Raw genomic sequence first — 21,953 nt, forward strand, 5'->3', positions numbered from 1 at the left:
CTTTTCACATTGCCTCCTGCTTCATTGAATAACAGAAATCGATCAGGAAAAGGGGTTTTGTCAAGATGAAGCCGAAATCACGTATTGTTCATTTGCCCGTATATCAGCCGGGCAAGCCGATTGAGGAAGTCAAGCGGGAACTCGGGCTGGACAAAGTCATCAAGCTGGCGTCGAACGAAAATCCGTTCGGCTGCTCGCCGAAAGCGCGGGAAGCCATACTTGCCGAGCTCGATTCCACACATATTTATCCGGACGGGGGGGCTGTTGCTCTAACGGCAGCTCTAAGCGAGCGGCTGGGCGTTCAGCCGAACCAGATTATCTTCGGAGCAGGCTCGGACGAAGTGATCCTGATGCTGACACGCGCCTACTTGCTGCCCGGAGACGAAACCGTAATGGCCACCCACACGTTCCCCCAGTATAAGCACAATGCGGAAATAGAAGGAGCTACGGTGATTGAGGTTCCTCTTAAGGACGGAAAGCACGATCTGGAGGCGATGCTTGCGGCATGCACAGAGAAGACGAAAATCGTCTGGATTTGCAATCCGAACAACCCGACCGGAACGATTGTGACCCATGCCGAGGTCGAGCAATTTATGCGCGGCTGCTCGCCCGAAACGATGGTGGTGCTCGATGAGGCCTATGTGGAATATATCGCAACACCGGACTTTCCGGATGGCCTGTCGCTCTTGAAGCAGTATCCGAATTTGGTGCTGCTGCGGACATTTTCCAAGATCTATGGTCTGGCTTCCTTGCGCATCGGCTACGGAGTCGGACATCCGGATGTGATTCATGCTGTCAATCAAGTGAGAGAGCCGTTCAATACTACGCGGTATGGCCAGGCAGCGGCGCTGGCTTCATTGGGAGATGACTCATTCGTGAAGGAGTGCCGCGAGCGCAATCTCGAAGGCATCCAACTGATTCAAGGAAGGCTGGATGAACTGGGGCTGGACTATTTCCCTGCATACGGCAATTTCATCATGATTCATACAGGACGTCCGGCATTGGCCGTATTCGAAGCGCTCCTTCGCCATGGCATCATCGTGCGCGGCGGACATAGTCTCGGCTATCCGGAGTCCATTCGCGTCACGGTCGGCAGCCGTGAAGAGAACGAGGCGTTTTTGATTGCGCTGGAGGACGTGTTGAAAACCGTTAGCGCATAGGAGGTTGAGAGAGTGACAAAAGTAGCCATTTTTGGCGTCGGCCTGATCGGCGGCTCGCTTGCCTTGTGCTTGAAGGGCAAGCCGGGCCTCCGGGTGGCAGGCCATTCGAATAATCCGGCATCTGTGGACAAATATTTGAAGCGCGGTGTGGTGGATGAGGCGACGACATCGATGGAGGAAGCTGCGCGAGATGCCGATTTTATCTTTCTCTGTGTGCCGGTCGGCTGTCTGGAAGACTATCTTCAAAAATTGAACGGCATGCGGCTAAAGCCGGGATGCATCATCAGCGATGTAGGCAGTACAAAAAGAACGGTGATGGATGCTGCCAAGTCGCTGCATTGGGAGAATGTGCATTTCATCGGGGGACATCCGATGGCAGGCAAGGAGCAGTCGGGCGTCGAGGCCGCAACATCGCACCTGTTCGAGAATGCGTTCTATGTGCTTACACCGGACGAATCGACGCCTGCCCTAGAAGTGGAGCGCTTGGAGCAGCTGCTTGCCCACACCCGCGCCCATATTGTCAAGATGGCGCCAGCTCAGCATGATGATATCGTGGGCGCAGTCAGTCATCTTCCTCATGTCATTGCCGTGGCGCTTGTCAATCAGGTTGCAGATTACAACGAGGAGAATGACCTCTATGAGCGTCTAGCAGCTGGAGGCTTTCGGGACATCACGCGCATTGCATCGAGCGACCCGATTATTTGGCGCGACATCTTGCTTAACAACCGCTCCGTTGTGCTTCGCCTGCTTGAGGATTGGAAGGAGAGAATGGACGGGTTCATCGACATGCTGAACAAGGAGGACGGCGCTGGAATAGAGTCGGAGTTCATGAAGGCGGGGAGCTTTCGGAACGCTCTGCCGGAGCGGCGCAAGGGAGTCATTCACTCTACCTTTGATGTATATGTGGATGTCCCGGATCATCCCGGCGTAGTTGGTGAAATTGCCGGCCAGCTGGGCAGCCGCCAGATCAACTTGAGCAACATCCAAATTATGGAGAGTCGCCTTGACGTACCGGGAGTGATGCGGTTGTCCTTCCGGGAGGAAGAACAGCTGGATCGGGCTGTTGAAGTGCTGAAAGAACTGGGGTATTCGCTGCATTTCTAAGTTTTTTTCAAAATAAATGAAGAAATTTCTTTTATAGTGTTGACAAAATGAAAACGGATTCATATAATAAAAGTACAGTATGGTTTCTCTCCACTCCTATCCGAAATTTACTAGCACTATGTGCAGCCACCTTATATTTGATAAGGTGGATTTTTTTTGTTTTGAAAGCGTTCACTTTTTTTGATTCCCTCAACTTTTTTCGTATTTGTTGCGTCTATATAAAAAGAAGGGCTAGTCGAAACCGCTCGCTCATGGTAATATTTTGAATTGCGGGTGGTATTTCACTTGTCCTGTGTCCTGTCGGTTGGAGCAGGAATTTGTCGCTGGACAAAGAATATTTACTTGATCCTAGATTTTTTTCGGTTCGCCGCAACTTTCTTATACGGAACGGGTACAATAGGGTAACATTTCCGATAGAGAGGGCGGCTTGCAAGGGAGGATAGCTTGTAATGACCGATTCCCAACTCATACGCGAGATCAAAGATGGAAATGTGCAATCTTATGCGAAACTAATCGATCGTTACGAGCGCAAGATCCTCGCCTTTATCTATCACATGCTGAAAAGCGCGGGCATGGAGATGGTTGCGGAAGATTTGTGCCAGGAAACGTTCTACAAGGCGTATCGCAGCCTGAATTCCTTTCGCGAAGCGGAGGCTTCCTTTTCAACATGGCTGTATACGATTGCAAGAAATACGGTGTTAAGCGAGCTGCGGAAGCAGAAAAGCTATAAAGTATCATTGGAAGACAGCGGATATACGCCGTTAGCTCCGGCTGATACGTTGCCGGAGGCCACAGCGCTCCGTAACGAGAAGGTTGTCATGGTGCGCAAGGCTATCAACAACCTGCCCGAGAAGCAGCGTTCGGCGCTCATTTTGCGGGAATATGAGCAATTGGATTACCAGGAGATTGCGAATATTCTTGGGCAGACGGTCAGTTCGGTGAAATCGCTGCTGTTTCGGGCAAGGGCTAGTGTGAAATCTCAGCTCGAGCCTTATCTGCTTGAACCGATATTCGGCGAAGTTGAAGGGATGAATCAACGATGAAGTGCTTGGAAGCGCAAAAATCACTAGGTATATATTGGGATCTCCTTGCTCAAGATCCGCTCCGTCAGCAGATCGATCAGCATCTGGCGAAGTGCGATTCTTGCCGGGCAGAATTTGAGATTTGGCGGGAAAGCCGCGATTTGATTCAAATCGCGTCCCGCGAGCATGAGGCCATTGCCAGGAAGCAAGAAACAGCCTTGTCCTTATCCGTTATGGATCGCATCTATCAGGACGAGTCGTGGCGCATGCCTGTAAACGAGCGTTCTTATCGCTGGTCTGCGCGTTTGCGACGAAATTTGAACGGAATCATTGCGTTTTGCCTGGCGCTGTTTATCGTAAGTTTCTTCGCATCGGTCTTCGATACGGAAAGTGCCGAGGAGGTTGTGCTGTACGGACTCAAGGCACCAGCTACCGCTATAATCGAGGCAGATGACGGATCGGTTGCGGCAGGCCGGCAATCCGACTCGATCAAGCTGCTCGTAGCCAGCATCAGCGAACCGACGGCCATCCGAATGGAAGCTGTCCCCAAAGACCCGAATTACTACGTTGCCTTTTCTCTGCTTGGCTTGATCAGCGCCTTGCTCATCATGAACTGGCTCTCGAGAGTTCGCGTGTGATTTGCCTATACGCAGACATACAAAACGCCCCGGCGAAGAGAGACATTCGCTGAGGCGTTTTTCGTTGTGCGCCCGGCATGGGCGGTAACTAGGCGGTGAAAGTCCGCTACAGGCTTGGCAGTAGGAACTGTTAGCTGAAGGCAAGGGTGTCGGTCGCGAGGCCGAATCTGAAGGAAGCCAGAGGCAAACCCTCGGTCTGACGAACAGAAATCACATAGAAGGCATGATGAGACGGACGAGCTTGCAACACAAAGCAAAGTCCAATACTGCCCGAATCTCATCATGTAGATACTCAACTAATGAGTAGCCTCCTATCCGATTGCTTTTGAATAGACTGTATTTTTTTCGATGAAATGGGGCAAGCAGGAATAAAAGCATGAGCCAAAGCCGATAATGGTGCTAAGAATAGCGAAACGATTCGGAGGTAACCCTATGAATTTAGCGGATATGCTCAGTTACGCCGACGTGAAGCAGCTTAGCACGATTGCCAAACATTATGAATGCCCCTGCGACACACATTCCAAGCGGGACATGATCCAGTCCATTCTGAATACACTGAATCACCGGGAAATCTTCGAAAAATCGATTGGCAGTCTGGAACTGGAGGATTTGCGCTTTATCCATGCACTCCTGTTCGATCAGCGTGAAGCTTACAGCCTGGAGGAATTGACGGCAAAAGCCAGGCAGGCGAGATTTGATTATGCGGAGGAGGATCAGAACTGGTCGCCACGGCAGACGATCCTTCGCTTCAAACAGCGGGGATGGCTGTTCAACGGACATTCGCACCAAACCAAGTTTCTGTTTCAAATTCCGAATGACTTGAAGCGACGAATGGCAGATCTGCTGACTGTACGACTGAGGCAGGAGGTCAGGTATGCATCGGAACCCGAAATGTACAGAGAAGAGCAGCAGCTGTTGGCGGAAGATGTGCAGCGCTTTCTCCGGTTCGTCCGCCAGCAGGACATTACCTTGACGCAGGATGGAGTTATATACAAACGCCATTTGCAGCCGCTAATGGATGCATTGTCTGTTCAGGAAGAGCCGGTGTCCAAGGGCGGCTGGCGCTTCGGCTACGGAAGGCGCTTCCGCGATTATCCGAATCGTTTCTCGCTTCTCTATGATTACTGCTACTATCACCAATACATAGAAGAACATGAAGGAAGGCTTCGCTTGCGCGAACATGGAGAGAGGAGGATTTCCGAAGGCACGAGGGAGAGTCCGCTTGCTCTGTACAAGTTTTGGTTGAAGCTTTATCAGACACCTGTGCGCAATTTGAATGCGCACGTCCAGTGGATACGCAGACTCGCCGGAGAATGGGTTACGGTCCAATCGCTCAGACAGGTGCTGGGGCCATTCATACAGCCATTCTACTACGACACCCCCGATTCCATTCTGGAGCATCGAATTTTGCAGATGCTGATGCATCTCGGACTTGTGCGCATTGGCGAGCATGCCCAGGCCGGGTTGGTCGTCCAAACAACGGCGTTGGGGGATCGCTTAATCAGCGGCACATTCGTCGCCGATGAGGAGGCTATCCCGATGGAAGGTCCGGTTCCCGTCATGGAGGAAGGAGATGCCGTGATGAGCGAGCGCATGCGCACAGGTCTCGCTGCAGGCATTGACAAGCCGTTGCACGGTTGATACAATCACCCCAAATTCGGGAGGGAGTGTGTCCATGTTGCGGATGGCATACGGGGGAAAATCTCCTCAAGTTGGGAAAGACGTGTATGTTGCTGAAGGTGTTCAGCTGATTGGCGACCTGACAATCGGGGAACAGGCGTCCATTTGGTTCAATACGGTACTGCGAGCGGACTTGGCGCCGATACGAATTGGCGCAAGATCGAACATTCAGGACGGCTGCGTCGGACATGTAAACACCGATCAGCCGCTGCTGGTTGCCGAGGAAGTGTCTGTCGGCCACGGGGCCATCATTCATGGCTGCACGATAGGTAAAGGCACATTAATCGGCATGGGGGCCATCGTCCTGAACGGCGCGGAAATCGGAGAATATGCTTTAATAGGGGCCGGTGCGCTCGTCACTGAGAATACCAAAATTCCGCCCTACACACTCGCTCTTGGCACCCCGGCAAAGGCGGTTAGGGAATTGAACGAAAAAGATCTGCTCCGCATGCGTCGGACAATGGAAAGCTATGTGCAGAAAGGGAGAGAGTATTCGCTTTTCTGATTCGTTCGATGCGGATCACTTCGTTTTTAACTAGGAGGGATACGCTGATGGAAAAGATGAGTATGATCTATGACGCTCTGCTGAGCCTGCACGCAGAAATGGTATTGGATCAGGCGCTTCGCGAGTTTCGGCTGAGACAGCTTTATGAAGCGATCGACGAGGCGCTCCAATACGGGGACGAAGCAACTTTCTTGAAGCTAACAGATGATTTGCGGGCACTGCAGAATCAGTAAGTGACCAGATGAACAATAAGCTGATAAACCGGGATACCGCCCCTGGTGCGAGTCAAGCTGCCGAATTCATTCGGCAGCTTTTCATATGACTTGGAACATGCTACGCTCATAACAGCAGTACCTTAAAGATGATAGCGCGAGGCAGATCGGCGCTCGCGCCGAGTACTTAATGAACAAAGGGGATGCAGCGAGCAATGAAGTTTAGCGATTTGGATGAACAGCAATGGAATGAACTGAAGCCGTATCTCGATACATGTGTCATTCCGGTAACGGGACTGAGCGGGGCAGAAGCGCCGTGGCAGGCTGTTGAGGGCTTGGAGCGACTGAGGGATTGGTTGGACTTGGTGGAACAGCCCTTCAAGGGAAGGATCGTGACGTATCCGGCTATGCATTACAGAATGAGCGATTGGGAGCAAACCGCGGCCGCTGTGGACGAGCTCAGCCGTCAGCTCAAGCAGGAGCAGTTCCGCTATGTCATGGTCATGTCCGCGATGCCGTGGCCAAAGCATATCCGCTGCGGTGCAGTAGATTTGCACATAGACGCGAATGTGGACGAATCGGGAAATGATTTGTCGGGAACCGTGCAGGAGAAAGTCAGGGAAATGTGGAATAAAAAGCTACCAGAGGACGAATGCTAAGGCAACCAAGATATACACTGCGTTACAATTCATGAGTTGTGACAAATTCGCAACATTTTGCGAAGTGGGCGGCCGGGCAGGCTGATTTCACGCAGAGGTATTCTTGACGCTCCCCATGTCCTAAGCTATTATATTTATGTTAATGACCACGGTTCGTAAAGGGGGTACACACGCAATGAGAGAAGAACACAACCAAGAGGCGCACGAGTCGGGACAACATCCGAAGAGAGCCCGTCGCGAAATGTCCCGCCGTCAATTTCTTTCTTATACCCTCGGAGGTACCGGGGCATTCATGGTCGGCGTGCCATTGATTTTTAATCTGCGTTTTGCGGTTGATCCACTGTTGCAGAGAAAAGAAGGATCAGATTTTGTCAAAGTGGCGCAGGTTGAAGAAATTACGGAAGTGCCTCAGTCTTTCAGGTTTACTGTCCATCAGATAGACGGATGGTACGAAAGCGATCCAACTATGGAAGCATGGATCTCCAGGGATGAGAATGGAAATATCTTCGCCTTGTCACCGGTCTGCAAGCACTTGGGCTGTACGGTGAACTGGAACGGAAGCGGAGATTATCCGGATCAATACTTTTGTCCATGCCATGGCGCTCATTATACGAAGGATGGGGAGGCACTCGCCATCGCTCCGGCGCCGCTTGACCAATATGAAGTAAAGGTGGACAACGGCTGGGTTTACCTGGGCGGTATTCACGCGAACGAACGAGTGTAACAGGAGGAGGCGTTAGTTACAGATGCTGAAAAGTGTTTATAACTGGATCGATGAACGTCTGGACATTACGCCGATGTGGAGAGATGTGGCGGATCATGAAGTGCCTGAGCACGTAAATCCGGCCCATCATTTTTCCGCGTTCGTGTACTGCTTCGGCGGCCTGACGTTTTTCATCACAGTCATTCAAATTTTGTCGGGTATGTTCCTGACGATGTACTTCGTGCCCGACATCGTCAATGCGTACAAGAGTGTTGATTATTTGCAGCACAAGGTAGCATTCGGCGTGATTGTACGCGGCATGCACCATTGGGGAGCAAGCTTGGTTATCGTCATGATGTTCCTGCATACGCTGCGCGTATTCTTTACAGGGTCGTACAAGGCGCCGCGCGAGATGAACTGGGTCGTCGGCATGCTGATTTTCTTCGTCATGCTGGGTCTGGGGTTCACCGGGTACCTGCTTCCTTGGGATAACAAGGCTTATTATGCAACGAAGGTCGGCATTCAGATTGCCGCGTCCGTGCCTTACGCAGGGGAGTACATAGCGACATTCCTGCAAGGCGGCGACATTGTCGGCGCGCAGACGCTCACCCGTTTCTTTGCGCTCCATGTCTTTTTCCTGCCCGGAGCATTGCTGGCATTGCTTGGCGCGCATTTCTTCATGATTCGCAAGCAAGGCATATCCGGACCACTCTAAAGACAACATTGCACAATGAAAGGAGGAGCAAAGCTTGGCTCACCAACCGCATGATCCGAATGAAAAAGTCGTCTATGTTGGCGACTCGCGCGTACGCAAGTACGAGAAAAATAATATCCCACGCGATTATTCCGCATATCCGGGGAAATCGGAAGCTTTCGTTCCGAACTTTCTGCTGAAGGAATGGATGGTTGGCGCGGTCGTCATGGTCGGTTACATGATGCTCGTTATTTCGCATCCATCGCCGTTAGGCTATCCGGCAGATCCGACGAATACTTCCTTTATTCCTATGCCGGACTGGTATTTCCTTTTCCTGTATCAGCTCTTGAAATATCCGTATGCGGCAGACAGCTTCATCCTGCTTGGCACCCTGGTCATTCCGGGGCTTGCTTTCGGCGGTCTGTTGCTGGCCCCTTTCCTGGATACTGGGAAAGAACGCCGCTTCTACCGCCGTCCGATCGCATCTTCGCTGATGCTGCTTTCTATTATTGCCGTTGGCTACCTGACAGTTGTTTCTTGGCAGCATTACCAGCATGAGTTGGAAGTGAACGGTATCATTCCCGAGCATATCAAGCGTCATGATGAACTGCTTGCCGCGATTGAAGCCGGCCGCCCGGCACCGACGCCAGGTCAAGAACCGGAGCTCGCTGCGATTGTTGACAAGGACGACGAGGGCTTCCAGATTTATCAGCGGTCGACTTGTATGACTTGTCACGGAGACGAGCTGAAGGGCATGCCGCCTCAATTGCCGACACTGCGAGGGATTGGCGACAAGTATTCGAAGGAAGAATTGCTCGCCATTATTGAAGGGGGCATCGGGACTATGCCCGCCCAATATCAACAAAACCTTGATCAAGGCTTGACTGATGCAGACATTGATCTGTTGGCCGACTGGCTTGCCAGACAGAAGAGCGACGCCGGTGCCGAGGTTGAAGAAGGCTAATAAGGCCGAACAGGCAATAGGGAAAAAAACCTGATCTATAACGATCAGGTTTTTTTCATAACCTAAGCTCCTGTTCCCCGATATCAAAAGGCTCGGGCGTCCGAAGAACATAGACTTTTTCGTATAAAGAAGGATGAGCCCCTCGTGTAACAGGTATCGGCATTGAGGGTTCGTTTCGCTAATATGCGTAAATAAAATGGGGGGCTGGAAATGCTGCCAAATTGGATGCGGTTTTGGAGAAAGGAGTGGCTGCTGAACCCTCGCAGTTTGCTGCTTCTGATTCTCATCAATGGAGGAGGGACTATTTACGGCTACATATGGTACAGCAAACAGCTTGCGGAGGTTGCGGCGAACAAGCCCGTCTGGTACTTGCCTTTTGTGCCTGACAGTCCTACAGCAAGCTTGTTTCTGACGCTGGCCTTGATTGGTTTGCTATGGTGGCCGCCAGCTGTAAGAACATCTGCCAGCGGCGCAGTGTGGGCGTTTATCGAGGCATTTGCCGTCGTGACTTTGTTTAAGTATGGCATTTGGGCCGTCACTATGATCGTGGCGGGCGGCTTGCAGGGCGATATATTGAATTGGCAGCATTATATGCTGATTGTTTCCCATCTCGGCATGGTAGTGGAGGCGCTGCTTTATGCAAGGTATTTTACATATCGATGGCCATCACTGCTCCTCGTTACGATCTGGTCGCTCTGGAACGATGGCATGGACTACATTGCGGGGATTTTCCCGTACTTGCCGAGGGTGCTGCATGATGATTTGACTGCGATCGGCTGGTTCACCGTACTGCTTGGCTTGGCTGGCGTAGCAACCGCAGCCGTACTAAAATGGCGATCACCGACAGTCAAAAGCGGAAAATAGAAAAAACGGTCTAAAGTTGGACATCCCCCCATAGGATGATAACAGGTACATGCCAGGGGAGGTGTCCTTTTTGTTACATGTGCAATCCACAATACGCTTGAAGCCGCAGCTGCAATGGTTATTTCCTTTAACGGCATGTTTATGGATTATTTTGCTGCTGGGGGGATGTTCGGCAGGGGAAGCGTTGCCTTCTATACGGGTACAGGAACTGCCGGAAGACACCAGGCTGGCGCTTCAGCAGCTAAGCCAGTCATCGGAAAAGCTGTATCAGGCAATGAAAGCGGACGATCCTGTACAAGCACGCGTTCAGCTTGAGAGTATTGCCCGTCAATTTCCCGCCCTGTCGCTGGACGGGGTGATACCGGCAGAAGGGATGGAGGCCGTCTATGTCGCGCTGGGGGAAGCAAGGAGAACGTTCAATGCGGCTCAATTCGATCCGCAAAAAGGTTTGCGTGAGGCAGCGAAAATCCGGTTGCTCTTTGATGCGTTGTCCCAGCCCAAACATGCCATGTGGAAAGCTTACTACAAGCCGATGGAAGACAACGCCAGGCTGATGCACCAAGCGGCAGAAGAACATCATGAACAGGCGCTGCGTTCCGCTTATGAGGAGTTTGCGGGCCGCTACGAGATGATCAAGCCGAGTTTGGCCATCACCCATTCCCCCCAGATGATCGCAAAGGCGGACTCGATGCTCGTCTTCTTGCAAGCCCGTGTGGACCGCAATACGCCCGCCTACGACGAGATCGTTGCTGTGGACAAGGATCTGCGGCAGCTGCTGCGCGAGCTGTTCGGCCGCGAAGCTTCCTCGGCTGACATGCCTGTATATTCGCCTTCACTGCCGATTAATCCCGTCTTGTACTGGGGGGCGGCGATTGGTTCGTTTATTATTACGGTTCTGACTTTCGTCGGATACCGGCGCTATCGCTATGAGAAGGAACGGCCGCCGGCCGTGAGACAGAATACAGACCGGGAATGACAGCATTCGCGCAGCTAGGCTCTGCATCACGAGCAAAAAGCCAGGTGTGACTAGATAAACAGCAGGGTTGCCCGGAAGGGTGACTCTGTTTTTTTCTTTGATATATATCCGCTAGATCATTCCGGTTTGAAGCCTTCGCCCATCACATCCTGCACATCATGCACGATCATGAAAGCGCGGGGATCAATGGCCCGTACGAGTATGCGCATGCGGCGCACTTCGTTGCGATATACGACGCAGTAGACCACCTCCTTGGCCTGCTTCGTATAACTGCCTTTCGCATGGAACAGCGTGGCGCCCCGGTCAAGCTCTTGCCCGATCTTCTTGCTGATCTCTTCGGGGTGATCGGTAATGATCGTAAAGGCCTTGGCCGCATAAGCCCCTTCCTGAATAAAGTCAATGATGCGCGAGGAGATGAACACCATGACCAAAGTATAAAGGATCATCTCGCCTGCAATATAAAAGTAGGAAGAGCCGATGACAAGCACGTCGATCATCAGGATGATCTGCCCCATGCTGAGACCGCGCTTCTTGTTGACGATGCGGGCAATAATATCAACGCCGCCGGTTGTGCCGCCGAAACGAAAGACGAGGCCCAGACCTGTCCCAATGGTAACGCCTGCGTACAAGGTAGCCAGAAAGAAGTCATGTTCCGTCTGAAATGGGACAATCCATCCCAGGCGTATACATCTCTCCATCAGCCACAGGAAGACCGACAGCGCAATCGTGCAGACAACTGTATAGAGCATGGTTCTGCCGCCGAAATACCGCCACCCCACATAAAAGAGAGGAATGTTCAGAATGAGCGTCGTATAGGATGGCGGTATGTCCAAGGTGTAGTTCAGCAGCAGGGCAATTCCCGTGAGTCCTCCTTCCATGAACTGATTCGGAATTAAGAAGAAATGAATGCCGAAGGCATAGATGGCTGTACCGGCAAGCATCGGCAGCCATATTCTCAAATTGCGAACAACGGTAGGGTGATTCACAGGCTGACAGCTCCCTTCTGTCTCCTCATTTTTCGAATTCTGCTCCTTTCCTATACGTTTACATCCTATTCGGGCTGCGGAGGCGAAAAAGCGGCATGCGCCGCGCCTGCAAAAAGCATTTGTTTTCCACAACGCTTTCGTTTAACATGGAGAGTAGGTATGCTGGCGACAGACTATGGCCTGTTTTAAAGGCGCTGTCCTCCGCGAGTACAAAGGAGGTCATGCAAATATGGCGGAGAAATCGTTGCAAGACATGCAAAAGGAAGTGGATGCGTACATATCCCAGTTCAAGGAGGGCTATTTCAGTCCGCTTGCGCTTGTGGCGCGCATGGCCGAGGAAGTAGGCGAGCTCGCCAGGGAGATCAACCATCATTATGGCGAAAAACCGAAGAAGGCATCCGAAGGCGAAGGCTCGATTGAGCTGGAGCTCGGCGATATTTTGTTTATTACGATCTGTTTTGCCAATTCGTTAGGGATTGATTTGACGGAAGCGCACAATAAGGTCATGGAGAAATTCCAAACCCGCGATGCGGACAGGTGGACCAAAGTGAACACCGATCAATAAGTCGTCTCATATGCTGTACCAACACCTTTTTATCGTTTGGAGGGAGGTTGGACAGCGTATGGAACGCAATCGCAATATCCAAAAAGCGTATGAATCTATCCTGCATCACGATTTTGAACAGGCGATTCAATTTTTCGAGGAAGCCATTCGCCAGGATCCGATGAATGCGGAATATCACCACAAACTTTCCATTACGTTCGCGCGAAGCGGCAAGCTGGATGCGGCGCTGCAAGCAGCGCGCAGAGCGCACTGGTTGGACCATACGCAAAAAACGTATAAATATCATCTGGAGCATCTTGAATCACTGGATTGCATCAGACAGGCTGAAGCATGCATGGCAAGAGGAAAATCCCAAGCTTTCACTGCAATCGGCTATCTCAAGCAAGCCGTTCAGCTTGATCCGTTGGCGGTGGAGGCGTATTTGCTAATGGGCATGGCTTATGCCGATTTGGGCGAATTCGAGCATGCGGTATCCAGTATTAAGGAAGCCTTGAAACTCAATCCCCATTTAGACAGCGCCAAGGAGCTATTGATCAAGTATTCGCAGAACCTGCATCGTACATTTCATGACAAAGGATAAGCAAAACAGGAGGACTACAAGATATGGAAAACAATCCGATAAAGGTTGCCGTATCCGGAGCAGGCGGCCGCATGGGCAAGGAAGTTGTGAAGATGGTGCTGGCCGACCCGGAGCTTCAGCTCGTAGCGGCCATTGACGCCAGGGAGGCACAGGACGCCGGCATTCTTGCAGGCGCAGAGCCATGCGGCGTAGCCGTGCAGACAGATTTGGAGCTGGCGCTCATGGAGTCGGGCGCACAAGTACTGGTCGATTTCACTACACCCCAAGCGGTCATGAACAATATTACGACAGCCATTCGGGCCGGCGTTAGGCCGGTTGTCGGCACGACCGGGTTTGCGCCGGAGGATATTGAAGCATTGGACAAGCTTTGCCGGGACAAAGGCATCGGCGGAATCATTGCTCCTAACTTCTCGATTGGCGCCATATTAATGATGAAATTTGCCGCAATGGCGTCCAAGTATATGCCGGATGTGGAGATTATCGAATACCACGGCGACCAGAAGCTGGACGCCCCGTCCGGCACGGCGGTCAAAACAGCCGAACTGATTTCGGAGGTGCGCAAGGAGCATAAGCAAGGCAACCCGAATGAGCATGAAACGATCGAAGGCTCGCGCGGCGGCTACTATAACGGCTTTCGTATCCATAGCGTACGGCTTCCGGGTGTGTTCGCCCAGCAGGAGGTTATTTTTGGCGGACATGGCCAAACTCTCAAGATTCGTCACGATTCTTATGAGCGCGCCGGCTACATGCCTGGCGTCAATGTGGCCGTCAAGAAAGTGTTGGATTTGACGGGCATCGTATACGGCTTTGAGCATTTCATCGATTGAGTCTGACGGTCCTAGCGGGAGAGGAGGAAGGAGCAGCATGTTGAACATTGCATTGATCGCGCATGATCGGAAGAAAGAAGAAATGGTGAATTTCGCCATTGCCTATGAACACGTATTTGCACAGCACCGGCTGTATGCGACAGGTACAACCGGTCAGCGCATTATGGAGCAGACTAAGTTGACTATCACGCGATTCATGTCCGGGCCGCTCGGCGGCGATCAGCAAATCGGCGCGCTCGTAGCGACGAATGAGATGGATTTGATCGTCTTTTTGCGCGATCCTCTGATGGCTCAGCCGCACGAGCCCGATATTATAGCTCTTTTGAGGCTTGCGGATGTACAGGGGATACCGGTGGCGACCAATATTGCGACAGGCGAGCTGCTTGTGAAGGCGATCGAGCGGGGCGATTTCGCTTGGCGGGAATTGGTACATAAATACAAACCGGGGGCCGTATAATGTCACAAGCATTGGATGTTCTGATATTTGGCGCTCATCCCGATGATGCAGAGATCGGGATGGGCGGTACGATTCGCAAACTGGTTGAGCAGGGCAAGCGGGTAGGGATTGTAGACCTGACCCGTGCGGAGATGTCCTCGAACGGGACGGTGGAGATTCGTTTGCAGGAAGCGGTTGAGGCATCTGCGATACTTGGCTTGGCTGTGCGGGATAATTTGGAGCTTCCGGACAGGGGATTGACCGGTGCTGCTGATCAGATTGCGAAGCTGGTGCGGACGATTCGCTTCTATAAGCCGCAAACCGTACTCGCGCCGTATTGGGAGGACCGCCATCCCGACCATGTGCAATGCAGCAAGCTGGTGCAGGAGGCGGTGTTCAACGCCAAACTGCGGAGATATATGCCGGAACAGGCTGCGTGGACGGCGAATTCGTTATATTTTTACTTTATTAACGATATAGCCAAACCGGATTTCATCGTGGATGTGAGTGCGGTTTATCCGGCCAAACTGAATGCGCTGAAAGCTTATCGCAGCCAGTTTACCGCACCGTCGGAGGATGCGGATTATGTAGAAACGCCATTGAACCGGGGGTACGTCGAAAGAGTGGAAGCACGCGACAAAGCCCTGGGGCAATCGCATTCCATCGGGTACGCGGAGGGATTCGTTACGCGAATTCCGCTAGTACTAGATACCTTGTAATTTTATTGGGAGGGACCAGCATGGGGGACCGGCTGAAGATTGGCATTACTTGTTATCCGACCTTGGGCGGTTCGGGCGTAGTGGCAACAGAGCTTGGCAAAATTCTTGCTGAACGGGGCCATCAGGTGCACTTCATCACGCACAGCATGCCATTTCGCCTTGGAAAGTATCAGAAAAACATTTTTTATCACGAAGTAGAAGTAAGCGACTACTATGTGTTCAAATATCCGCCCTACGATTTATCTCTCGCCAGCAAGCTGGCCCAGGTTGCCAAGATGCAGGAGCTCGACCTGCTGCATGTGCACTATGCGTTGCCGCATGCCGTGTGCGCGCTGCTTGCCAAGCAAATGGTTGGGGAGCATCTGAAGGTTGTTACAACGCTGCACGGTACAGATATAACAATTCTGGCGCAAGAGGAGTCGCTGAACGATCTGATCCGCATGGCGATCAATCAAAGCGACGCTGTCACAGCGGTATCGGAAGATCTGATCAAGGAGACTCGAACGGCTTTGCATATTGAGAGGCCGATTGATCTGGCGTACAATTTCGTCGACAAGCGGGTGTACTATCCGCGCGACTGCTCGATGTACCGCTCGGAGTTTGCTGCCCCCGGCGAGAAGATCCTGATGCATATCTCCAATTTCCGCCCCGTTAAACGAGTGCTGGATGTCGTGGATGTGTTCCACAAGGTGAACAAAAGTACGCCTTCTAAGCTTATCTTTGTCGGCGAAGGACCTGAACTGCCGAAGGTGCAGTGCAAGGTGAAGGAGCTTGGCATCGCGGATCGCGTCATTTTTCTCGGCAAGCAGAATGACGTGGCGCAGGTGATCTCCATGGCCGATCTGCTGCTGCTGCCGTCGGAAAAGGAAAGCTTCGGGCTCGTAGCATTGGAGGCGATGGCCTGCGGCGTGCCGACAATTGGCAGCAATGCGGGAGGCATTCCCGAGCTGGTTCGCCACGGGGAGACCGGATTTTTGGCCGAGATCGGAAATACAGAGGCGATGGCCGGATTTGCCGTGAAGCTGCTGTCCGACCCTGCGATGTACCGAGATTTTCGTGATGCATGCTTGCACCGGGCAAGGACGGAATTCTGCAATGACCGGATTACGGACGACTACGAGAAAATTTATTATCGGGTGCTCAATCGAAATTGGCATCCCATTGAGGTGACAAAGGCTTGAATGCAATGGAGCGGGAAGCGGCCAAAGTGGTACATGCACTGAGGGAACGCGGGTTCCCCGCTTTTTTTGTGGGCGGATATGTGCGCGACAAATGGCTTGGCAGACCGGTGAAGGATGTGGATATAGCGACAGCTGCAGCGCCGGAAGTCGTGATGGACACCTTCTCCAAGACTGTCCCGACCGGCTTGCAGCATGGCACGGTGACGGTTTTGAGCGGCGGCTTTTCCTACGAAGTGACGACCTTCCGCAAGGAAACCGGGTACAGCGACTATCGACGGCCGGATCAAGTGGAATTTGTAGGCGCGCTGGAGGAAGATTTGCAGCGTCGGGATTTCACGATGAATGCGATGGCTGCAGGGCCTGATGGAGAATGGATCGATCCGTTCGGCGGACGCCGAGATCTGGAGCAAGGGAGGCTGCGCTGTGTAGGGGAACCGGCTATCCGGTTTCAGGAAGACGCGCTGCGCATGATGCGCTGTGTTCGGTTCGCTGCCGAGTATAGTCTTCAGATCGAAAGCGGCACTTGGCAAGCACTGCTGGAGCATCGTCATTTGCTCAAGCATGTTGCGATGGAGCGGGTCGGCGCGGAACTCGCCCGAATTATGGATGGCGCTGATCCATACAGGGGGCTCGGCTTGCTGTATGAAGCCAAGCTTCCACTTCATTGGGCTGAATCAGGGCCTATTCCGCATCAGGCGTGGGGGGAAGCGGTTGCACAGCTGGCTTCCGCCGATTTCCAGTTGCTGAGCGATGCTGAACAGCGCACCTTGCTATGGCTGCTCGCTGCCGGTCTTCGTCCGGACGCGACTGCACAGTGGTCGCGCGCGCTCCGCTACAGCAATACGGTGCAGAAGCGAATGCGCGCTGCGCTGCTGGTACATGCACGATTGGCCGATGGGCTGGCTTCACGGCAGCGATGGGTAGAGGCCGTGTTGGACAATGGCCGGGAAGCCGCTTTGCGTTGGCTGGCATTGGCGCGGACCTTCCAAAACTCATCAAGAGTGCTTCAAGCAATAGGCTTGAGCTCAGAGCAGTGCGAAGCGTATATCCATCATGCAGAGAAATGGCTGGCACAGATGGAGGCGACGCAGGCCTCTGAATTAAAGCTGGACGGAAGCGATCTGGTGGCAATCGGAAGAACGCTTGGCCGCAAGCCGGGTCCTTGGATCAGCCATGTGCAGCAGTGGCTGCTGTTGCAATGCGCAATGGGCGAGGTCCAGAATGATCCGGACGCACTGCGCTATGCAGCGCAAATGTACATGCGGGAGCTGGCGGATAAGGAGGAGATACGATGAACCGCTTGCTGGAATTGTTCGCATCCCGACCCGACCAATATTTGTCGGGAGAGGAGATCAGCCGCACGCTGGGCGTCAGCCGTTCAGCCGTGTGGAAACAAATCAATCGTCTTCGCGAGGAAGGGTATGTGTTCGATGCAGTGCCCCGCGTCGGTTACAAGCTTGCGGGCAAGCCGGACAAGCTGCAGGCCTCGTCCATTCTGGCGAAGCTGAAGACGAACAAGCTGGGCCGCCCGCTATTCCTGTTCGATCAGCTGGACTCTACGCAGAACGAGGCTCAGCGCCGGCTGTCCGAAGGAGCAGAGGAAGGGAGCCTTATTCTCGCAGAGGAACAGACGGCGGGAAAGGGCAGACTGGGCCGCAGTTGGCATTCCCCGCCAGGCAAAGGCCTATGGATGAGTTTGATACTGAAGCCGGATATTCCCTTTGCCTCCGCTCCTCATCTGACATTGTTAACGGCGGTTGCATTATGCAGATGCATACGCCGCTTAACCAAGATTGAAGCGCTCATCAAGTGGCCGAACGATCTGTTGGTAGCAGGCAAGAAAATTAGCGGCATCTTGCTCGAGACGCGGCTGGAGGAAGAGCGGCTGGTATCGGTGGCGGCTGGTATCGGTATCTGTGTGAACCTGGAGCAAGCCGATTTCCCGGCCGAGCTTCAGGACAAGGCAACCTCATTGATGCTGGCAGGCGGCGAGCCGGTTGATCGTGAAGTCCTGCTCGTGGCCTTCCTGGAAGAGATGGAGCACTGGTACGAGCTTTACTTGCGCGAAGGGTTTGCGCCGATTCGGACCGTATGGGAGGCGCTCAGCACATCTTTGCAGCGCCGGGTCGCAGTTGGCGGCGTTGAAGGAATGGCCGTTGGCTTAAATGAGCAAGGGGCGCTGCTCGTACGGCTCGACGACGGCCGAACGGTTCCGATATTCTCAAGCAATATTGCGGAATCGACACCGGCAGGATGACAAATCCGCACAATCTGCTATAATAGCGGTAGAGGCGATATCCTTTGGAAGGAATTGCACTCTGCCGCGAAGTTTGATTTTGCATATACATGCGAACGATAATCATGATGGATTCTGCTCTGAGCCGAAGGGACCGAGACAGAAGGATCAATGAGGAATAAGATGATCTTGCTGTGAAGAGGTGTCTTGCAGTCTCGGACTATTCCGATGGCAAGATGCCTTTTTTTGATTCGTCTATCAGGCATAGCTATGGGCACAATCCGCTTAACAGAAGGAGTGGAGCCTGTTATGGAATACCGCAAGATGCTCAACACCGGAGACATGCGGAAGATGAAAAAGGAAGGGCAGCCGATCGCCATGGTGACCGCGTACGATTATCCTTCTGCCAAGCTGGCAGAAGAAGCCGGAGCGGATATTATCTTTGTCGGCGACTCGCTCGGCATGGTCGTGCTTGGATACGACTCGACGATTCCGGTCACAATGGAAGATATGATTCATCATACGAAAGCGGTAACTCGCGCTGTCAAGAACAGCTTCGTGCTGGCGGATATGCCGTTTCTAAGCTATCACGGCAGCATCGATTTCACCTTGCGCAACGCAGCGCGGCTTATGCAAGAAGGCATGGCCAAGGCTGTGAAGCTCGAGGGCGGCGCGGAAATTTGCGATGCGGTATCGGCCTGCGTGAAGGCAGGCGTGCCGGTAATGGGCCATATCGGTCTGACTCCGCAGGCGATCAACCAGCTTGGCGGCTACAAGGTCCAGGGCAAGCGTGTGGACCAAGCGATCAAGCTGGTCGAGGATGCGAAGGCGCTTGAACAAGCAGGGGCATTCGCCGTTGTGCTGGAGATGGTTCCCGAACCGCTGGCGGCCTGGATTACCGAGCAAATTTCCATTCCTACGATCGGAATCGGAGCAGGCAGAGGCTGCGACGGACAGGTTCTAGTCTATCACGATTTGCTGCAGTATGCTTCACCGGTAAAGGCCCGCTTCGTCAAGCCCTACGCGAATGTGCAGGACATAGTGCGCGATGCTATCGGTCAGTACGTGAAGGAAGTGAAAGCGCGTATGTTTCCGGAGGAGACGCATGTGTTCCCTATGGATGCGGACGTTATGGATGAAGTCAAGAGCATCCCCCGGAAAGGCGGAGAAGCATGATCATTTGCCGTTCTGTCGAAGAAATGCGTCAATGGCTAAGAGCACAAAGCGCCTATCGAACGGGCAAAACCCGTACAGTTGGCCTCGTTCCGACAATGGGGTATTTGCATGACGGCCATCTCAGCCTCGTCAAGCGTGCGAAGCGGGAGAACGATTATACGGTACTGAGCATTTTTGTCAATCCGCTCCAGTTCGGGCCGACAGAGGATTTCGAACGATATCCGCGGGATGAAGAGCGGGATTTGGCGTTGGCGGAGGGGGTTGGCACGGACGCGGTTTTTCTGCCTTCACTGGGAGCAATGTATCCCGATAAGCCGTTGACGACCGTGCAGGTAGCCGGCATTACGGAAGCGCTTTGCGGCGCGTCCCGCCCAGGTCATTTCGACGGTGTAGCTACTGTTGTCAGCAAGCTGTTCCATATAGTGGATCCGGATCGCGCCTATTTTGGCATGAAGGATGCGCAGCAGGTTGCCGTGCTTACACAGATGGTGAATGATTTGAATCTGGATACGACGATTGTGCGCTGTCCTACGCTTCGTGAAGCGGACGGCCTGGCGTTGAGCTCGCGCAACGTATATTTGACGCCGGAAGAGAGAAGCCAAGCGACGGTTTTGTACAAAGCGCTCCAAGCTTTGCGGGAAGCCTTGAAGGATCGGGAGCTGACTGTAGCGCAGGCGGAACGCTTGTTAATGGACACCATCCAGCAATCGCCGCTGGCAGTGATCGAGTATGCGGAAGTGCGAACGTTTCCGCGGCTGGAAGCGCCTGCGCGCGAGAGCCGCATGATGGAATGGATCGAGCATCAAGGAACAGCATTAATCGCCGCGTTGGCTGTCAAATTCGGCAATACCCGGCTAATCGACAATATGGTGTTCGACCATGATCCTGAATAAAGGAGGTGCTGCGGGATGTTTCGGACCATGATGAAATCCAAGCTTCATCGCGCTACCGTTACGGAAGCCAATCTGCAATATGTAGGCAGTGTCACCATTGACGAAGCGCTTATGGAAGCTGTCGACCTGCTGCCGAATGAGAAGGTGCAGATCGTCAATAACAATAACGGCGCCCGGTTGGAAACCTATGTGATTCCCGGTCCCCGCGGGTCGGGCGTCATTTGCTTGAACGGCGCTGCGGCAAGACTCGTTCAGCCAGGCGATATTGTCATTATTATTGCCTATGCGATCATGAGCGACGATGAGTCCAGAACCTACAAGCCGAAAGTTGCCTTAATGGATGAGCACAACCGTATTAAAGAAATGATCGGCGAGGAAATCCACGCCACCATTGTGTAACATGTGACATCCTCCGAATGCATGCATGAAAGTCGCCGAGGTAACAAAGAATGAATGTACCTGCTCACTCGGCGCTCAGCCGGATATGCCAAGGAGGGAAACGTGCATGTTCAAGCATATGTTTGCCGTAATGAACGAGATGCTCGATCACATAATTGCCAACTTGGATCAAGCAAAGGGAAACGAAAGACAGGAGCTGCTGGATCAGCTCGCCGTACTGAAATCAATGAGCGACACCTGCATTGAGGAGTGGCTTCTGTTCGAGGAAAAAATGGGTGTGCTGCATCCAAAACCGGCTACGGCTTTAGTCGATGCTCCTTCACCGGCACTGGGCGATTCTCAAGCATGGCGCGAAGCGTATGAAAGAGGACATGGCTTCCTAAAGCTGCTGATGTTTGAACAATCGATTGAACAATTTGAAGAAGCAGTCCGTCTGCAGCCGGATTTTTTGCCGGCAAGATTTTACTTGGCACTTTGTTACATGCAGCATGGGGATACCGGAGAAGCATACAGGCATTTTCAATTTATCATTCAATTATCCGGCGATTCCAGGCTGAAAGCCGTTGCCTATAATGCAATGGGCTGCATACAAGTGAAAAAACGCAATTTGGAAAAGGCGGTAGAGCTGTTCATGCTGGCGCATGAGCAGGATCCCGATTTGGATGACCCGATTCGCAATATGCAGGTTCTGACTGGAGAAACGGGCAGCCTGCAGATGGGGTCCGGATTTCCCCACTGACTCTGGGAATCTGCCGCCTGGGCCCGGAAAGGGAT

At 52.8% G+C, this 21,953-nt stretch carries 26 protein-coding genes; 25 read left to right on the forward strand and 1 reads right to left on the reverse strand.

Annotated elements, in window-relative coordinates:
* The first annotated feature begins 65 nt into the window (after positions 1-65).
* The 13 genes from hisC (at position 66) to XYCOK13_RS01975 (ending at position 11,181) form a co-directional block, all read left to right on the forward strand.
* The gene (gene hisC, locus XYCOK13_RS01915) at positions 66-1,160 is read left to right on the forward strand and encodes a histidinol-phosphate transaminase (protein WP_213410163.1); all 1,095 of its coding nucleotides are present in this window, start codon (positions 66-68) and stop codon (positions 1,158-1,160) included.
* Between the two features lie 12 nt (positions 1,161-1,172).
* Entirely contained in the window at positions 1,173-2,264 is a 1,092-nt protein-coding gene (locus XYCOK13_RS01920; RefSeq protein ID WP_213410164.1) for a prephenate dehydrogenase, read from the forward strand.
* 449 nt (positions 2,265-2,713) lie between these two features.
* Entirely contained in the window at positions 2,714-3,307 is a 594-nt protein-coding gene (locus tag XYCOK13_RS01925; protein WP_213410165.1) for an RNA polymerase sigma factor, read from the forward strand.
* Positions 3,304-3,924 carry an anti-sigma factor family protein gene (locus XYCOK13_RS01930; protein WP_213410166.1) on the forward strand — a complete coding sequence of 207 codons (621 nt, stop codon included), beginning with the start codon at positions 3,304-3,306 and terminating at the stop codon, positions 3,922-3,924. Before XYCOK13_RS01925 ends, XYCOK13_RS01930 begins: the two co-directional genes overlap by 4 nt.
* A 432-nt stretch (positions 3,925-4,356) precedes the next feature.
* A complete protein-coding gene (locus XYCOK13_RS01935) occupies positions 4,357-5,565 on the forward strand; it encodes a hypothetical protein (protein ID WP_244864935.1) in 1,209 nt (402 codons plus the stop codon).
* Between the two features lie 43 nt (positions 5,566-5,608).
* The gene (locus tag XYCOK13_RS01940; RefSeq protein ID WP_244864956.1) at positions 5,609-6,109 is read left to right on the forward strand and encodes a gamma carbonic anhydrase family protein; all 501 of its coding nucleotides are present in this window, start codon (positions 5,609-5,611) and stop codon (positions 6,107-6,109) included.
* 47 nt (positions 6,110-6,156) lie between these two features.
* Positions 6,157-6,342, forward strand: a complete 186-nt coding sequence (locus XYCOK13_RS01945) for an IDEAL domain-containing protein (RefSeq protein WP_213410168.1) — start codon at positions 6,157-6,159, stop codon at positions 6,340-6,342.
* A 194-nt stretch (positions 6,343-6,536) separates the two neighbouring features.
* A complete protein-coding gene (locus XYCOK13_RS01950; RefSeq protein WP_244864936.1) occupies positions 6,537-6,980 on the forward strand; it encodes a DUF2487 family protein in 444 nt (147 codons plus the stop codon).
* 175 nt (positions 6,981-7,155) lie between these two features.
* Positions 7,156-7,704 carry a Rieske (2Fe-2S) protein gene (locus XYCOK13_RS01955; protein WP_213410170.1) on the forward strand — a complete coding sequence of 183 codons (549 nt, stop codon included), beginning with the start codon at positions 7,156-7,158 and terminating at the stop codon, positions 7,702-7,704.
* Positions 7,705-7,726: 22 nt separating this feature from the next.
* Positions 7,727-8,398 (forward strand): menaquinol-cytochrome c reductase cytochrome b subunit, encoded by a 672-nt coding sequence (gene qcrB, locus XYCOK13_RS01960; RefSeq protein WP_213410171.1) that lies wholly within the window; start codon positions 7,727-7,729, stop codon positions 8,396-8,398.
* Between the two features lie 34 nt (positions 8,399-8,432).
* Complete coding sequence (locus XYCOK13_RS01965) at positions 8,433-9,341, forward strand: c-type cytochrome (RefSeq protein ID WP_213410172.1); 909 nt, start codon at positions 8,433-8,435, stop codon at positions 9,339-9,341.
* Positions 9,342-9,551: 210 nt separating this feature from the next.
* Positions 9,552-10,205, forward strand: a complete 654-nt coding sequence (locus tag XYCOK13_RS01970; protein WP_244864937.1) for a DUF1405 domain-containing protein — start codon at positions 9,552-9,554, stop codon at positions 10,203-10,205.
* 79 nt (positions 10,206-10,284) lie between these two features.
* Entirely contained in the window at positions 10,285-11,181 is an 897-nt protein-coding gene (locus tag XYCOK13_RS01975) for a sporulation protein YpjB (RefSeq protein WP_244864958.1), read from the forward strand.
* Between the two features lie 116 nt (positions 11,182-11,297).
* On the opposite strand, the gene XYCOK13_RS01980 is transcribed toward XYCOK13_RS01975, so the two are convergent.
* A complete protein-coding gene (locus XYCOK13_RS01980) occupies positions 11,298-12,122 on the reverse strand; it encodes a YitT family protein (protein ID WP_213410409.1) in 825 nt (274 codons plus the stop codon).
* A 274-nt stretch (positions 12,123-12,396) separates the two neighbouring features.
* Between XYCOK13_RS01980 and XYCOK13_RS01985 the strand changes: the two genes are divergently transcribed.
* From XYCOK13_RS01985 to XYCOK13_RS02040, 12 genes are all read left to right on the forward strand, one after another.
* Positions 12,397-12,732 (forward strand): nucleotide pyrophosphohydrolase, encoded by a 336-nt coding sequence (locus tag XYCOK13_RS01985; RefSeq protein WP_213410174.1) that lies wholly within the window; start codon positions 12,397-12,399, stop codon positions 12,730-12,732.
* Positions 12,733-12,790: 58 nt separating this feature from the next.
* Entirely contained in the window at positions 12,791-13,312 is a 522-nt protein-coding gene (locus XYCOK13_RS01990; protein ID WP_213410175.1) for a tetratricopeptide repeat protein, read from the forward strand.
* A 23-nt stretch (positions 13,313-13,335) separates the two neighbouring features.
* Positions 13,336-14,139 (forward strand): 4-hydroxy-tetrahydrodipicolinate reductase, encoded by an 804-nt coding sequence (gene dapB / locus XYCOK13_RS01995; protein WP_213410176.1) that lies wholly within the window; start codon positions 13,336-13,338, stop codon positions 14,137-14,139.
* Between the two features lie 37 nt (positions 14,140-14,176).
* Positions 14,177-14,596: a methylglyoxal synthase gene (locus XYCOK13_RS02000; RefSeq protein WP_213410177.1), complete on the forward strand. Its 420-nt coding sequence runs from the start codon at positions 14,177-14,179 to the stop codon at positions 14,594-14,596.
* Positions 14,596-15,294 carry a bacillithiol biosynthesis deacetylase BshB1 gene (gene bshB1 / locus XYCOK13_RS02005; RefSeq protein WP_213410178.1) on the forward strand — a complete coding sequence of 233 codons (699 nt, stop codon included), beginning with the start codon at positions 14,596-14,598 and terminating at the stop codon, positions 15,292-15,294. The genes XYCOK13_RS02000 and bshB1 overlap by 1 nt, the downstream gene beginning before the upstream one ends.
* Before the next feature lie 20 nt (positions 15,295-15,314).
* Positions 15,315-16,475: an N-acetyl-alpha-D-glucosaminyl L-malate synthase BshA gene (gene bshA, locus XYCOK13_RS02010; protein ID WP_213410179.1), complete on the forward strand. Its 1,161-nt coding sequence runs from the start codon at positions 15,315-15,317 to the stop codon at positions 16,473-16,475.
* A 5-nt stretch (positions 16,476-16,480) separates the two neighbouring features.
* A complete protein-coding gene (locus XYCOK13_RS02015) occupies positions 16,481-17,770 on the forward strand; it encodes a CCA tRNA nucleotidyltransferase (protein ID WP_244864959.1) in 1,290 nt (429 codons plus the stop codon).
* Entirely contained in the window at positions 17,767-18,732 is a 966-nt protein-coding gene (locus XYCOK13_RS02020) for a biotin--[acetyl-CoA-carboxylase] ligase (RefSeq protein ID WP_213410181.1), read from the forward strand. The genes XYCOK13_RS02015 and XYCOK13_RS02020 overlap by 4 nt, the downstream gene beginning before the upstream one ends.
* A 288-nt stretch (positions 18,733-19,020) precedes the next feature.
* Positions 19,021-19,887 (forward strand): 3-methyl-2-oxobutanoate hydroxymethyltransferase, encoded by an 867-nt coding sequence (gene panB, locus XYCOK13_RS02025; protein ID WP_213410182.1) that lies wholly within the window; start codon positions 19,021-19,023, stop codon positions 19,885-19,887.
* Positions 19,884-20,780 (forward strand): pantoate--beta-alanine ligase, encoded by an 897-nt coding sequence (gene panC / locus XYCOK13_RS02030; RefSeq protein WP_213410184.1) that lies wholly within the window; start codon positions 19,884-19,886, stop codon positions 20,778-20,780. Before panB ends, panC begins: the two co-directional genes overlap by 4 nt.
* Positions 20,781-20,795: 15 nt before the next feature.
* Positions 20,796-21,179 (forward strand): aspartate 1-decarboxylase, encoded by a 384-nt coding sequence (panD, locus tag XYCOK13_RS02035; RefSeq protein WP_213410186.1) that lies wholly within the window; start codon positions 20,796-20,798, stop codon positions 21,177-21,179.
* Positions 21,180-21,285: 106 nt separating this feature from the next.
* A complete protein-coding gene (locus tag XYCOK13_RS02040; protein WP_213410188.1) occupies positions 21,286-21,918 on the forward strand; it encodes a tetratricopeptide repeat protein in 633 nt (210 codons plus the stop codon).
* Positions 21,919-21,953: the final 35 nt, after the last annotated feature.

Source organism: Xylanibacillus composti (genome assembly GCF_018403685.1).
Lineage (GTDB): Bacteria > Bacillota > Bacilli > Paenibacillales > K13 > Xylanibacillus > Xylanibacillus composti.

Excerpts from the sequence above, each read along its gene's own strand:
- hisC (WP_213410163.1), top strand. The coding sequence starts at position 66 with ATGAAGCCGAAATCACGTATTGTTCATTTGCCCGTATATCAGCCGGGC.
- XYCOK13_RS01925 (WP_213410165.1), top strand. The coding sequence starts at position 2,714 with ATGACCGATTCCCAACTCATACGCGAGATCAAAGATGGAAATGTGCAA.
- XYCOK13_RS01930 (WP_213410166.1), top strand. The coding sequence starts at position 3,304 with ATGAAGTGCTTGGAAGCGCAAAAATCACTAGGTATATATTGGGATCTC.
- XYCOK13_RS01935 (WP_244864935.1), top strand. The coding sequence starts at position 4,357 with ATGAATTTAGCGGATATGCTCAGTTACGCCGACGTGAAGCAGCTTAGC.
- XYCOK13_RS01940 (WP_244864956.1), top strand. The coding sequence starts at position 5,609 with ATGGCATACGGGGGAAAATCTCCTCAAGTTGGGAAAGACGTGTATGTT.
- XYCOK13_RS01945 (WP_213410168.1), top strand. The coding sequence starts at position 6,157 with ATGGAAAAGATGAGTATGATCTATGACGCTCTGCTGAGCCTGCACGCA.
- XYCOK13_RS01950 (WP_244864936.1), top strand. The coding sequence starts at position 6,537 with ATGAAGTTTAGCGATTTGGATGAACAGCAATGGAATGAACTGAAGCCG.
- XYCOK13_RS01955 (WP_213410170.1), top strand. The coding sequence starts at position 7,156 with ATGAGAGAAGAACACAACCAAGAGGCGCACGAGTCGGGACAACATCCG.
- qcrB (WP_213410171.1), top strand. The coding sequence starts at position 7,727 with ATGCTGAAAAGTGTTTATAACTGGATCGATGAACGTCTGGACATTACG.
- XYCOK13_RS01970 (WP_244864937.1), top strand. The coding sequence starts at position 9,552 with ATGCTGCCAAATTGGATGCGGTTTTGGAGAAAGGAGTGGCTGCTGAAC.
- XYCOK13_RS01980 (WP_213410409.1), bottom strand. The coding sequence starts at position 12,122 with ATGCTTGCCGGTACAGCCATCTATGCCTTCGGCATTCATTTCTTCTTA.
- XYCOK13_RS01985 (WP_213410174.1), top strand. The coding sequence starts at position 12,397 with ATGGCGGAGAAATCGTTGCAAGACATGCAAAAGGAAGTGGATGCGTAC.
- XYCOK13_RS01990 (WP_213410175.1), top strand. The coding sequence starts at position 12,791 with ATGGAACGCAATCGCAATATCCAAAAAGCGTATGAATCTATCCTGCAT.
- dapB (WP_213410176.1), top strand. The coding sequence starts at position 13,336 with ATGGAAAACAATCCGATAAAGGTTGCCGTATCCGGAGCAGGCGGCCGC.
- XYCOK13_RS02000 (WP_213410177.1), top strand. The coding sequence starts at position 14,177 with ATGTTGAACATTGCATTGATCGCGCATGATCGGAAGAAAGAAGAAATG.
- bshB1 (WP_213410178.1), top strand. The coding sequence starts at position 14,596 with ATGTCACAAGCATTGGATGTTCTGATATTTGGCGCTCATCCCGATGAT.
- bshA (WP_213410179.1), top strand. The coding sequence starts at position 15,315 with ATGGGGGACCGGCTGAAGATTGGCATTACTTGTTATCCGACCTTGGGC.
- XYCOK13_RS02015 (WP_244864959.1), top strand. The coding sequence starts at position 16,481 with ATGGAGCGGGAAGCGGCCAAAGTGGTACATGCACTGAGGGAACGCGGG.
- XYCOK13_RS02020 (WP_213410181.1), top strand. The coding sequence starts at position 17,767 with ATGAACCGCTTGCTGGAATTGTTCGCATCCCGACCCGACCAATATTTG.
- panB (WP_213410182.1), top strand. The coding sequence starts at position 19,021 with ATGGAATACCGCAAGATGCTCAACACCGGAGACATGCGGAAGATGAAA.
- panC (WP_213410184.1), top strand. The coding sequence starts at position 19,884 with ATGATCATTTGCCGTTCTGTCGAAGAAATGCGTCAATGGCTAAGAGCA.
- panD (WP_213410186.1), top strand. The coding sequence starts at position 20,796 with ATGTTTCGGACCATGATGAAATCCAAGCTTCATCGCGCTACCGTTACG.
- XYCOK13_RS02040 (WP_213410188.1), top strand. The coding sequence starts at position 21,286 with ATGTTCAAGCATATGTTTGCCGTAATGAACGAGATGCTCGATCACATA.